The following is a 12,187-nucleotide window of genomic DNA, read 5'->3' on the forward strand; positions in this document are numbered from 1 at the left end:
CCTGCGCATCGAGGACGTCCCCGAGTGCGCGTACGTCGAGGACCGCGAGCGGCTGCGCGCGCTGCTGGAGAGATCCGGCCGGCTGCGCGAAGCGGTGCTGGAGAAGGGCGCGCTGATCGACCGCGACGCCGTGTGGGAGCTCAAGCGGGAGGCGCTTCAGCTGCTGTGCGAGGTTCCGCTCGGCCCCGGCAGGCGCGCCGCCTACTGCGACTTCCTCGCCGAGCAGGGCCAGGCCCTGGAGGACCACGCCACCTGGTACGCGCTCGCCGAGGTGCACGGCCCCGACTGGCACCGCTGGCCGACCGGCCTGCGCGACCCGCGCTCGGCCGAGACCGTCCGTGCCCGCAACGGACTGATGGACCGGGTGGACTTCTGGTCCCGGCTCGCCTGGCTCACCGACAGCCAGCTGACCGCCGCGCAGCGCGCCGGGCGCGAGGCCGGCATGCCGGTCGGGATCGTGCACGACCTCGCGGTCGGCGTCCACCCCGGCGGCGCCGACGCCTGGGCCCAGCAGGAGTACTTCGCCGCCGGCATGTCGGTGGGCGCCCCGCCGGACGCCTTCAACGCCCGCGGCCAGGACTGGGGCCTGCCGCCCTGGCGCCCCGACCGCCTGGCCGAGTCGGGCTACGCCCCCTTCCGCGAGCTGCTGCGTGCCCTGTTCCGCTACGCCGGAGCCCTGCGCATCGACCACGTCATGGGCCTGTTCCGCCTGTGGTGGGTGCCGTTGGGCCACCCGCCCACGGAGGGTACGTACGTCCGCTACGACGCCGAGGCCATGCTCGCCGTCCTCGTCCTGGAGGCCTCCCGGGCCGGAGCCCTGGTGATCGGCGAGGACCTGGGCACCGTCGAACCGGGCGTGCGCGAGGCGCTGCGCGAGCGCGGGGTGCTCGGCACGTCCGTGCTGTGGTTCGAACGCGACTGGGAGGGCGACGGCCGCCCACTGCCCCCCGACCACTGGCGTGCCGACTGCCTGGCCACCGCCACCACCCACGATCTGCCCTCCACGGCCGCCCGCCTCACCGGCGAGCACGTCGAGCTCCGCGACAGCCTGGGCCTGCTGACCCGCCCGCTGCAGGAGGAGCGCGCCGAGGCCGCCGCCGACACCGCCGAGTGGCTGGCCCTGCTCACCGAGCTCGGCCTGCTGAACGGCACCGGCGGTACCGACACCTCCTCGGAGGAGGCCGAGATCCAGGCCGTCCACCGCTTCCTGCTGCGCACCCCGGCGCGCATGGTCGGCGTCTGGCTCCCCGACGGGGTGGGCGACCGACGCCCGCAGAACCTCCCGGGAACGTGGGACCAGTACCCGAACTGGCGGCTGCCGATCGCGGACGCGGAGGGCCGTCCCGTGACCCTGGAGGACCTGGCCGCCTCGCCCCGGCTGCACGCCCTCATCGAGGTTCTGAGACAACCGCCCGAGGCGTCGGGCGGCTGAGGACGCCTCTTACGGCACCCCGGGCGCGCGGCCCCGACCGGCGTTGGATACTTTTGGCACCGTGGACAAGAAGAACGCCCTGCGCGCCGGCGCCCTGGCCGCCGGTACGACGCTGATGATGCTGCTCATGTCGTCGCCCGCCTCCGCGCTCACGCGCGACGACGGTGACGACCCCGGTCCGGGCCTGAGCGTCATCGAGACGCTGGGCCTCTTCGTCGTGGCCCCGATCGTGCTGTACCTGGTCATCGCCGGTCTGGTGATGGTCGGGGACAAGTCGCACAAGAAGAAGGACCCGACCAGCTCCAACATCAGGACCGAGCCTGGCACGAAGGCCGACGCGAAGGCCTGACCAGGGCTTCGTTCGAGTCCGTCACGCACCTTTTCCGAGGGCGCCGTCCCCGTCGTACGTACGCGCATGCCGCCGTACGACGACCGGGGCGGCGCCCTCGGCTTTCCCGGTGGCCGGGAGTCGGCGGGGTGTCGGCCGGGAATCGGCCGGGAATCGGCCGGGAGTCAGGGATTCGGTGCCGTCAGATAGCGCTGCACCGTCGGCGCCAGCCACGCCACGATCTCCTGGCGGCTGAGCGCCACGGCCGGCGGGAGGCGCAGGACGTACCGGGTGAGCGCCATCCCGAGCAGCTGCGTGGCGGTGAGCGCGGCCCGCACCGGGACCTGTTCGGGGTCGGGGCACGCCTGGCGGGCGACCGGAAGCAGCTGCTCCTGGAAGATGCCCTGCATGCGCTCGGCCCCGGCCTGGTTGGTGGCACCGACCCGGAGCAGCGCCGTGAGCACCTCGTTCTCCTCCCACATGGCGAGGAAGTGGGTCACGAGGGCTGACCCGATCTCGTCCCGGGGCAGCGGGCCCAGGTCGGGCAGTTTCAGATCGACGGCGACGGCGGCCGCGAACAGGCCCTCCTTGCTCCCGTAGTACCGCATCACCATGGAAGGGTCGATGCCCGCGTCCCGCGCGATGGTGCGGATCGTGGCGCGCTCGTAGCCGTCGGCGGCGAAACGCTCGCGGGCGGCGTGGAGGATGGCGGCGCGGGTGGTGTCCGAGCGCCTGGAGAGGGCGGTGTGCTTGCTGTCGGGCATGCAAACGAGCGTAGGCCAACACATGTAGGCCAACAAGCGTTGACGAGGTGGGTGTGCGGCTCTACGTTGGTCAACGATCGTTGGTCAACGATTGTTGGCAAACGGGTGTTGACCAACGGTCATCGACCAACACGTGTTGGCCCACAGGAGGCTCTGATGAGCGACACCACCCGCACCGTGATCGTCGTCGGCTCCGGCCCCACCGGCCTGCTCCTGGCCGGCGACCTGGCCACCGCCGGCGTCCCCGTTACCGTCGTCGAGAAGCGCCCGCACGGGATCAGCAGCCTCTCCCGCGCGTTCGTCCTGCACGCCCGCACACTGGAGCAGTTCGACGCCCGAGGGCTGGCCGACGAACTGGAAGCCGTCGGCCGGTCGCTCGACCGGTTCCGCCTCTACGGCCGGCTCAGCCTCGACCTCTCCACGCTTCCCTCCCGCTTCAACCACCTCCTCGTCCTTCCGCAGTACGAGGTGGAGCAGGCACTGGAGCGGAGGGCGCTGGAGGCCGGGGCGCGGTTCCGGCACGAGACCGAGGTGACCGGGCTGACGCAGGACGCGCAGGGCGTGACGGTCGAGGTCCGCGGCCCCGGGGGAGGCACGGAGACGCTGCGCGCGGCGTACGTCGTCGGCGCCGACGGGATGCGCAGCACGGTGCGCAACGCCATCGGGCTGCCGTTCCCCGGCCGTTCGGTGATCCGCTCCGTCATGCTCGCGGACGTACGGGTGACCGAGGAACCCGGGGAACTGCTCACCTTCGACGCCGTCGGTGACGCCTTCGCCTTCCTCGTCCCCTTCGGCGACGGCTACCACCGCGTCGTCTGCTGGGACCGCGGCCGCGAACTCCCCGACGACGCGCCGATCGAGCTCGACGAGATCAGGGAGACCACCCGGCGCGCCCTCGGCCGTGACTTCGGCATGCACGACCCCCGCTGGATGTCCCGCTTCCACAGCGACGAGCGGCAGGCACCCGCCTACCGTGCCGGCCGCGTCTTCCTCGCCGGTGACGCCGCGCACGTCCACACCCCGGCCGGCGCCCAGGGCATGAACACCGGCCTCCAGGACGCGGCCAATCTGAGCTGGAAGCTGGCCGCCGTCCTCAAGGGGCACGCGGCCGATGCGCTCCTCGACACCTACCAGGCCGAACGTCACCCCGTCGGCAGGACGGTGCTGCGCAGCAGCGGCGGCATCGTGCGTGCCGCCATGGCCCGGCGGCCCTGGACGATCGCCCTGCGCACCGCCTTCGCGGCCTTCCTCGGCACCGTCGGCCCGGCCCGCCGCAAGGCGCTCGGCCAGGTCACCGGCATCGGCTACCGCTACCCCGCGCCCCGCGGCTCCCACCGCTTCACCGGCCTGCGTGTCCCGGACGTCGCCCTGGCCGGGGGCGGTCGCCTCCACGAGGCGATGCGGGGCGGCCGGTTCGTGCTGATCACCCCGGAGCCGTACAAGGCCGGGGCCGAGCGTGAGGACCGGCTGGCCGTGGAGCGCTGGGCGAGCGACCGCCGTACGACCGTGCTGGTGCGGCCCGACGGGTACGCGGCATGGGCGGCTGACTCGGCGGACGCCCGGGCGATCGAGGCGGCCGTCGCCGCACACGTGGGGTAGCACCTCGGCGGGCCCGCCCGGTGCCGGCACCCCGGCCCTCAGTCCTGCGGGCCCTCCGTCGTCCGGAGCAACTCCCTGAGCAGCTCCGCCAGTTGGGCGGCCTGCTCGGTGCCGAGACCGGACAGTGCCTCCGTCTGGACGGCGAGTCCGGCGCCGACCGCCTCGTCGATCAGCTCCAGGCCCTTGTCGGTGAGTGTGACCTTCAGGCCCCGGCGGTCGTGCGGGTCGGGGGAGCGGCGCAGCAGGCCGGCGCGCTCCAGCTTGTCGAGGCGGCCCGTCATGCCGCCCGTCGTGAGCATCAGCGTGGCCGAGAGCTGCCGGGGCGAGAGCGTGTAGGGCTCGCCGGCGCGGCGCAGGGTCGCCAGGACGTCGAACTCCCCGCGGCCGATCCCGAACCGCGCGTACGCCTTCTCCGTCCGTTCGCCCATCGCGCGGGAGAGCCGGTAGATGCGGCCGAAGACCTCCATGGCGGCGGTGTCGAGGTCGGGCCGCACCGTCGCCCACTGGTCGATGATCGCGTCGACGGGGTCCTTGCGCTGCTCGGGGCGTTCGCTCATGGCACGAGTATCCGCCCGGCTGTGGGTCGTCGGCAAGAATGTGGCTTGATGGAAAGTTGCTTAGAGCTAAGCTATCTTCCATCGACTCACTTCGAAGGGTGCCTCCCATGGCCACCTCCCGCCCGGCTCTCATTGCCCTCACCGCCCTCGCCCCCGTCTCCTGGGGCACCACCTACGCCGTCACCACCGAGTTCCTCCCGCCCGACCGCCCCCTGTTCACCGGCCTCCTGCGCGCTCTGCCCGCCGGCCTGCTCCTGCTGGCCCTCGCCCGGGTGTTGCCGCGCGGCGCCTGGTGGTGGAAGTCGCTGGTGCTGGGCGCGCTGAACATCGGCGCCTTCTTCCCGCTGCTGTTCCTCTCCGCGTACCGGCTGCCCGGCGGCATGGCGGCGGTCGTCGGCTCGGTGGGCCCGCTGTTCGTGGTCGGTCTCTCGGCCCTGCTGCTGGGGCAGCGGCCGTCGTCGCGCACGCTGCTCACCGGGATCGTGGCCGCGTTCGGCGTCAGCCTGGTCGTGCTCCAGGCAGCCGGGGCGCTGGACGCGCTGGGCGTGCTGGCGGCCCTCGCCTCCACCGCGTCCATGTCCACCGGCACCGTGCTCACCAAGAGGTGGGGGCGCCCCGAGGGCGTCGGCCCGCTGGCCCTCACCGGCTGGCAGCTGACCGCGGGCGGTCTGCTCATCGCGCCCCTCGCCGTCCTCGTCGAGGGCGCGCCGCCGGCGCTGGACGGCCGGGCGGTCGGCGGCTACCTCTACCTCGCCGTCGCGAACACGGCGGTCGCGTACTGGCTGTGGTTCCGCGGCATCGGCCGTCTCACCGCCACCCAGGTCACCTTCCTCGGCCCGCTCTCCCCGCTGACGGCGGCCGTCGTCGGCTGGGCGGCACTCGGCCAGGCGCTGACACCGGTGCAACTGGCGGGCATGGCGCTGGCGTTCGGGGCGACGGTGGCGGGACAGATCGTCGGTCGCGGCGGGCCGGGCCTGCTCGGGTCGGGGGGCAAGGCGCCTGCCGGTACGCGGGAACTCGGCGCGGACCGGCCGGTGCGGACATGGTCGCGGCGGTACGGCGAGGCGCCGGGAGCGGCTCGCCCTGAACAGGGTGCTCGGCCCGCTGCGGCAGGCCGCGGCCGGCATGAGCGGCCGTCCCTGAGAGCCTGGGCACCTTGGTCCCTGTTACGGGAGGAGCGGACATGACGGACGAGACGGCACCACGCGTGGTGGCGGTCAACCGGGGCGCCGAACAGGCCGGCGGCCCCGGAGCCGTACGCGGGCCCGGGCACGAGGCGCTGGGCGTGTGGGTGGGCCGGTGGATCAACGAGGGCCACATGATCGAGGAGGACGGCAGCCCCGGCGCGTCGATCACGACCTCCGACGTGTACGAGTGGGCTCCTGGCGGGTTCTTCCTCCTCCACACGGCCTACGGACGCATCGGAGGGCTCGACGTCGGCGGCACGGAGATCATCGGCTACGACGAGACGAGCGGCGCCTACACATCGCACTTCTTCGACAGCCGGGGCAACGTGACCGTCAGCAGCCTGGTCGCGCGCGGCGACACCTGGACCTACCAGGGCAAGACCACGCGCTCCACCGTCGAGTTCAGCGACGGCCACCGTGTGCAGACCGTCCTGCACGAGCGCATGGACGACGGGACGGCGTACCGGCCGTCCATGAAGGTCAGGCTCGTCAGGGTCGAATGAGCGACATCGGATGAGCGGAAGCGGTGGGACGTCCGGGCGCCCCACCGCTTCCGTGGCCGGCTACTCCCCGGCCGCCGCGTCCGCCGCCTGCGCCCGCAGCGCGCGCTCCACGCCCGCGCGCGATTCCGACACCAGCCGCCGCAGGGCCGCGTTCGGCTCGGCCGAGGCCAGCCAGGCGTCCGTCTTGTCCAGGGTCTCCTGGGAGACCTGGACCGTCGGGTAGAGGCCGACGGCGATCTGCTGGGCCATCTCGTGGGAGCGGGAGTCCCAGATGTCCTTGACCACCTCGAAGTAGCGGTCCGCGTACGGGGCGAGCAGGTCGCGCTGGTCGGTCTGGACGAAGCCGGCGATGACCGCCTCCTGCACGGCGTTCGGCAGCTTGTCGGAGTCGACGACCGACGCCCACGCCTCCGCCTTGGCCTCCGGGGTCGGCCGGGCCGCGCGGGCCGTGGCGGCGTGGCGCTCACCGGCGGCCGTACGGTCACGGTCGTACTCGCCCGCGATCTCCGTCTCGTCGAACCGGCCCACCGCCGCGAGCCGCTCCACGAACGCCCACCGCAGCTCCGTGTCGACGACCAGGCCCTCGATCGTCTTCGAGCCCTCCAGCAGGGCGTCCAGCAGGTCCAGCTGCTCGGGCGTGCGGGCCGTCGCGGCGAACGCGCGCGCCCACGCCAGCTGGTGGTCGCTGCCCGGCGCCGCCGCCCGCAGGTGCGCCAGCGTCGCGTCGGTCCAGCGGGCCAGCAGCGCCTCGCGGGCGGCCGGGTCGGCGTACAGGTCGACCGCCAGCTTCACCTGGCGGTGCAGCGACTGCACGACGCCGATGTCGGACTCCTTGCCGATGCCGGACAGCACCAGCGAGAGGTAGTCGCGGGCGGCGAGCTCGGCGTCGCGGGTCATGTCCCAGGCCGACGCCCAGCACAGGGCGCGGGGGAGGGAGGACTCGAAGTCGCCGAGGTGTTCCGTCACGAAGGCCAGGGACTGCTCGTCCAGGCGGACCTTCGCGTAGGACAGGTCGTCGTCGTTGAGCAGGATCACGGCCGGGCGGCGCCTGCCCACCACCTGCGGTACGGGCGTCAGCTCGCCGTCCACGTCCAGCTCGATCCGCTCGTCGCGGACCAGCTTGCCGCTGTCGTCGTCGAGTTCGTACAGGCCGACGGCGATCCGGTGCGGGCGCAGCATCGGCTCGCCCTTCGCGCCGGCGGGCAGGGCCGGGGCCTCCTGGCGGATGGCGAAGGACGTGACGACACCCTCCGCGTCCGTCTCGATCTCCGGGCGCAGGATGTTGATCCCGGCCGCTTGGAGCCACTTCTCCGACCACGTCTTCAGATCGCGGCCGGAGGTCTCCTCCAGGGCGCCCAGCAGGTCGGACAGGCGCGTGTTGCCGTAGGCGTGGCGCTTGAAGTAAGCCTGCACGCCCCGGAAGAACTCGTCCATGCCGACGTAGGCGACGAGCTGCTTCAGGACGCTGGCGCCCTTGGCGTACGTGATGCCGTCGAAGTTGACCAGGACGTCGTCCAGGTCCCGGATCTCGGCCATGATCGGGTGCGTGGACGGCAGCTGGTCCTGCCGGTACGCCCACGTCTTCATGGAGTTGGCGAAGGTGGTCCACGCGTGCGGCCACCGGCTCCCGGGCGCGTGCGCCTGGCAGGCGATCGAGGTGTACGTGGCGAACGACTCGTTCAGCCACAGGTCGTTCCACCACTCCATGGTCACGAGGTCGCCGAACCACATGTGGGCCAGCTCGTGCAGGATGGTCTCCGCGCGCACCTCGTACGCCGCGTCCGTCACCTTCGACCGGAACACGTACTGGTCGCGGATGGTGACCGCGCCCGCGTTCTCCATCGCGCCCGCGTTGAACTCCGGCACGAACAGCTGGTCGTACTTCTTGAACGGGTACGCGTAGTCGAACTTCTTCTGGAACCACTCGAAGCCCTGCCGGGTCACCTCGAAGATGGCGTCCGAGTCGAGGTACTCGGCGAGCGAGGGACGGCAGTAGATGCCGAGCGGGACGGACTGGCCGTCCTTCTCGTAGACGCTGTGCACCGAGTGGTACGGGCCGACGATGAGCGCCGTGATGTACGTCGAGATGCGCGGCGTCGGCTCGAAGACCCAGACGCTGTCCTGCGGTTCGGGCGTGGGCGAGTTGGAGATGACGGTCCAGCCCTCCGGCGCCTTCACGGTGAACTGGAAGGTCGCCTTCAGGTCCGGCTGCTCGAAGCTCGCGAACACCCGGCGGGCGTCCGGCACCTCGAACTGGGTGTAGAGGTAGGCCTGGTCGTCGACCGGGTCGACGAAACGGTGCAGGCCCTCACCGGTGTTGGTGTACGCGCAGTCGGCGACCACCCGGAGGATGTTGCGGCCCTCCAGCAGGCCGCGCAGGGCGATCCGGGAGTCCGCGAAGACGTCGGCGGGGTCGAGGGAGTCGCCGTTGAGGGTCACCTCGTGCACGGCCGGGGCCACCAGGTCGATGAACGACTCCGCCCCGTTCTCCGAGACGTCGAAGCGCACCGTGGTCACGGACCGGTAGGTGCCGCCCTCCTGCGCGCCGGAGAGGTCGAGTTCGATCTCGTACGAGTCAACGGCGAGCAGCTTCGCCCGCTGCTGCGCCTCCTCGCGGGTCAGGTTTGTGCCAGGCACGCGGTCATCTCCTCGGTATGGGTGGGTTGCGCCATCTTTCCACGGCAGCTTGGCATCAGGCGACGACCTGGGCGTCTCCGAGGGATACCCCTCGCCCGGCGAGGGCCCGGACGAACTCCCGCACCGCCGCCGTCTCCCCGTCCCGGTGCCACACGAGGCCGAGCGCCGACTCGGGCAGGCGCTCCACCGGTACGAACCCGACGCTGCTCGTCGTCTGCGGCCTGGTCTTCGAGGGCGTCCCGGAACCGCCGCGCGGCTGACGCATTTCGGCTCGACGTCGGTGCTCCGCGTGCACGGCGGCCCGGCGCTCCCGGCCCTCGTACGGCCCTGCCGGCGGCCCTCGTACGGGCCGGGCGGCGGCCCGGGACAGGGGCAACGCGACGTCCGGATCCCGCCGGTCCCGATGGCCCGGGCGCGCAAACCTGATGACCATGACGACGACGTACCCGGCACGCCCCATCGACCCGCACACCCTGAAGGACCTGCGCACGGCCGACGACGCGGGCCGCGCACCGGCCCCCTTCACCGACACCGAGGGCGGCGCCCCTCTCCGCTGCTGTCTGGGCCGCAGCGAGCCGGGTGACCGCATCGCCCTGGTCTCCTACGCCCCGCTTCGCCGCTGGGCGGCCGACAGGGGCGTCGATCCCGGCGCCTACGACGAACAGGGCCCTGTCTTCATCCACGCCGAGGAGTGCGCGGGCCCGGTGGCCGACGCCGGCCTCCCCTTCACCCACGCCCACCGCACGGTCCGCCGCTACTCCGCCGAGGGCCGCATCCTGGGCGGCCGGCTGGTCGAGGAGCCGGCCGGCTTCGAGCAGGCCCTCGGGGAAGCGTTCGACGACCCGGCCGTGGCGCTCGTCCACGTCCGGGCCGTCGAGTACGGCTGTTTCCTCTACGAGGTGCGCAGGGACTAGCCCTTCAGCTCGGCCGCCACCAGTTCCGCGATCTGGACCGCGTTCAGCGCGGCGCCCTTGCGGAGGTTGTCGTTGGAGACGAACAGCGCCAGGCCGTTGTCCACCGTCTCGTCGCGGCGGATGCGGCCGACGTAGGACGGGTCCTTGCCGGCGGCCTGGAGGGGGGTGGGGATGTCGGAGAGCTCGACGCCCGGGGCGTCCTTCAGCAGCTCCGTCGCGCGCTCCGGGGTGATCGGGCGGGTGAAGCGGGCGTTGACCTGGAGGGAGTGGCCGGAGAAGACCGGGACGCGCACGCAGGTGCCGGAGACCTTCAGCTCGGGGATCTCCAGGATCTTGCGGGACTCGTTGCGGAGCTTCTGCTCCTCGTCGGTCTCGTTCAGACCGTCGTCGACGATCGAACCCGCCAGCGGCAGTACGTTGAAGGCGATGGGCCGCTTGTAGACGCCCGGCTCGGGGAAGTCGACCGCCTCGCCGTCGTGGGTGAGCTTGTCGGCTTCGGCGACGACCTTCTGCACCTGGCCGTGCAGCTCGGCCACGCCCGCGAGGCCGGAGCCGGAGACCGCCTGGTACGTGGCGACGACCAGGGCTTCCAGGCCCGCCTCCGCGTGCAGCGGACGCAGGACCGGCATCGCGGCCATGGTCGTGCAGTTCGGGTTGGCGATGATGCCCTTGGGGCGGTTCGCGATCGCGTGCGGGTTCACCTCGGAGACGACCAGCGGGACCTCCGGGTGCTTGCGCCACGCGGAGGAGTTGTCGATCACGACGGCGCCCTGGGAGGCGACCTTCTCGGCCAGCGCCTTGGACGTGGCACCGCCCGCGGAGAACAGCACGATGTCCAGGCCGGTGTAGTCGGCGGTCGCCGCGTCCTCCACCGTCACGCCGTCCAGCTCAGAGCCCGCGGAGCGGGCCGAGGCGAACAGACGCAGCTCCGTGATCGGGAAGTTCCGTTCCTTGAGGATCCTGCGCATGACCGTGCCCACCTGTCCGGTGGCTCCGACGATTCCGACCCTCACGGTGACTCCCTCTCCTGCGTCTCTTCACGTGCTCGTTGCTTGGCCGAGGCTTTTCCATCATGCGGCCGACCGAGGCCCGTCTGTCCACTTCTTTCCCCGGTCTGCCCGGGGAGTGGGACGACGTGTCCCGTTCCATGGTTGCGGACATTCGGCGTCCACCCCCGCTGAGCTGGATAAATTCGTCTGCCGGGGGTCATACGCCGCAAGGTCGCCTGCCCCTGTCGGTCTCGGCCACACGGGAGTGTGACGTACGCCTCTGTCGCCCGCCGGAAAACTCCTCGGGGCGGCCGAACGTTCCGGGCGGTGCCGGCGTCGTAGGAGAAACACGGCGAGGGGGGTGGCTTGTGCTGCTGCGCGGAAGGGCCCGGCGCGGCCGGGAGGCGCACGCCGGCACCGGTGACGATCCGCTGGACGCGGCACAGGAGCGCCGGGTGCGGGCGGTGCTCGCGCTCGGCGGGGTGCCGCAGGCGGACCTGCCGGACGGGGTACAGCAGGTCCGCCTGCGGCTGCTGGAGCGGGCCGCGAGCGGCCGGGAGGCGCCGCGGGACGTATCGGCCTGGGCGGCGGTCGTCGCCTCCAACCTCGCCATGGACTGGCACCGGGCCAAGCGCCGCCAGGAGCGCCTCGGGGAGCGGCTGGCCGCGCTGCGGCAGCTCGAGCACCCCTCCGGCGAGGACACCAGCGTGCTGTCCGTCGCCGTCGCCCAGGGCCTGGACGAGCTGCCCGACGCCCAGCGGCAGGTCGTCGTGCTGCGCTTCTACGCCGACCTGCCGGTCCGGTCCATCGCCGAGCWGCTCGGCGTCCCGGAGGGCACGGTCAAGAGCAGGCTGCACACGGCGGTACGGGCTCTGCGCGCCCGCCTGCACGAGGACGAGGTGGTGTGACATGCCCGCCCGGAACGACGACGACCGGCGCGACGCCGATTACGACGGCATGGACGCGCTGATGGCGGCGCTCGGCGACGACCCACTGCCGGAGGGGGCCCGACGGGACGCGTCCTTCATGGCAGCCCACCGAGCGGCGGCCGCGGACGTGGCACTGCTGCGAGAACAGCTCCTGCTGATCGGGGAGACGCTCGCGCGCGACACCGGGACGGAGGCCGGGGCAGCCGGCATCGAGCCGGTGGCCGGCGCGCAGCTCCGAGGGGAAGCCGACCCTACGGCGGGGCGGGCCCCCGCCGAGGGAACGGCCGCCGGTCCGGCGGTGAGTGGGCTCGAGTCGGAGGCTGGGGTAACCGGCGCCGGGATGGGGGC

12 protein-coding genes and 1 pseudogene are annotated in these 12,187 nt (G+C 72.5%); 8 read left to right on the forward strand and 5 right to left on the reverse strand.

Annotation, left to right across the window (positions count from 1 at the left end; all coding sequences use genetic code 11):
• Positions 1-1,432: 4-alpha-glucanotransferase (gene malQ, locus CA983_RS31530; protein WP_107500300.1), on the forward strand; the 1,432-nt coding region annotated here is incomplete at its 5' end.
• 61 nt (positions 1,433-1,493) lie between these two features.
• Entirely contained in the window at positions 1,494-1,781 is a 288-nt protein-coding gene (locus tag CA983_RS31535) for a hypothetical protein (RefSeq protein WP_086604216.1), read from the forward strand.
• Between the two features lie 164 nt (positions 1,782-1,945).
• Here the strand turns inward: CA983_RS31535 and CA983_RS31540 are convergent, their stop codons facing one another.
• Positions 1,946-2,524 (reverse strand): TetR/AcrR family transcriptional regulator, encoded by a 579-nt coding sequence (locus tag CA983_RS31540; RefSeq protein ID WP_086604217.1) that lies wholly within the window; start codon positions 2,522-2,524, stop codon positions 1,946-1,948.
• A 156-nt stretch (positions 2,525-2,680) separates the two neighbouring features.
• On the opposite strand from CA983_RS31540, the gene CA983_RS31545 reads away from it, so the two are divergent.
• The gene (locus CA983_RS31545; protein ID WP_086604218.1) at positions 2,681-4,123 is read left to right on the forward strand and encodes an FAD-dependent monooxygenase; all 1,443 of its coding nucleotides are present in this window, start codon (positions 2,681-2,683) and stop codon (positions 4,121-4,123) included.
• A gap of 38 nt (positions 4,124-4,161) precedes the next feature.
• On the opposite strand, the gene CA983_RS31550 is transcribed toward CA983_RS31545, so the two are convergent.
• The gene (locus CA983_RS31550) at positions 4,162-4,680 is read right to left on the reverse strand and encodes a MarR family winged helix-turn-helix transcriptional regulator (RefSeq protein WP_086604219.1); all 519 of its coding nucleotides are present in this window, start codon (positions 4,678-4,680) and stop codon (positions 4,162-4,164) included.
• A 107-nt stretch (positions 4,681-4,787) separates the two neighbouring features.
• On the opposite strand from CA983_RS31550, the gene CA983_RS31555 reads away from it, so the two are divergent.
• Entirely contained in the window at positions 4,788-5,867 is a 1,080-nt protein-coding gene (locus CA983_RS31555) for an EamA family transporter (protein ID WP_244207182.1), read from the forward strand.
• Positions 5,864-6,370 carry a DUF1579 family protein gene (locus tag CA983_RS31560; RefSeq protein WP_086604220.1) on the forward strand — a complete coding sequence of 169 codons (507 nt, stop codon included), beginning with the start codon at positions 5,864-5,866 and terminating at the stop codon, positions 6,368-6,370. Before CA983_RS31555 ends, CA983_RS31560 begins: the two co-directional genes overlap by 4 nt.
• Before the next feature lie 60 nt (positions 6,371-6,430).
• Here the strand turns inward: CA983_RS31560 and pepN are convergent, their stop codons facing one another.
• Together pepN and CA983_RS49280 are read right to left on the reverse strand one after the other, a co-directional pair.
• Entirely contained in the window at positions 6,431-9,007 is a 2,577-nt protein-coding gene (gene pepN / locus CA983_RS31565) for an aminopeptidase N (protein ID WP_086604221.1), read from the reverse strand.
• A 55-nt stretch (positions 9,008-9,062) separates the two neighbouring features.
• Complete coding sequence (locus CA983_RS49280) at positions 9,063-9,440, reverse strand: hypothetical protein (RefSeq protein ID WP_208637082.1); 378 nt, start codon at positions 9,438-9,440, stop codon at positions 9,063-9,065.
• Here CA983_RS49280 and CA983_RS31575 point away from each other — a divergent pair.
• The gene (locus CA983_RS31575; protein WP_086604224.1) at positions 9,439-9,921 is read left to right on the forward strand and encodes a DUF1203 domain-containing protein; all 483 of its coding nucleotides are present in this window, start codon (positions 9,439-9,441) and stop codon (positions 9,919-9,921) included. The genes CA983_RS49280 and CA983_RS31575 overlap by 2 nt on opposite strands.
• On the opposite strand, the gene CA983_RS31580 is transcribed toward CA983_RS31575, so the two are convergent.
• A complete protein-coding gene (locus CA983_RS31580) occupies positions 9,918-10,934 on the reverse strand; it encodes an aspartate-semialdehyde dehydrogenase (protein ID WP_086604223.1) in 1,017 nt (338 codons plus the stop codon). The two genes, CA983_RS31575 and CA983_RS31580, sit on opposite strands and share 4 nt — an antisense overlap.
• 347 nt (positions 10,935-11,281) lie before the next feature.
• On the opposite strand from CA983_RS31580, the gene CA983_RS31585 reads away from it, so the two are divergent.
• A complete protein-coding gene (locus tag CA983_RS31585; protein ID WP_086604225.1) occupies positions 11,282-11,818 on the forward strand; it encodes an RNA polymerase sigma factor in 537 nt (178 codons plus the stop codon).
• A gap of 1 nt (position 11,819) precedes the next feature.
• Positions 11,820-12,187: pseudogene (locus CA983_RS48350) on the forward strand (hypothetical protein); the annotation flags it as partial.

Source organism: Streptomyces swartbergensis (genome assembly GCF_002148965.1).
GTDB classification, from domain to species: Bacteria; Actinomycetota; Actinomycetes; order Streptomycetales; family Streptomycetaceae; genus Streptomyces; species Streptomyces swartbergensis.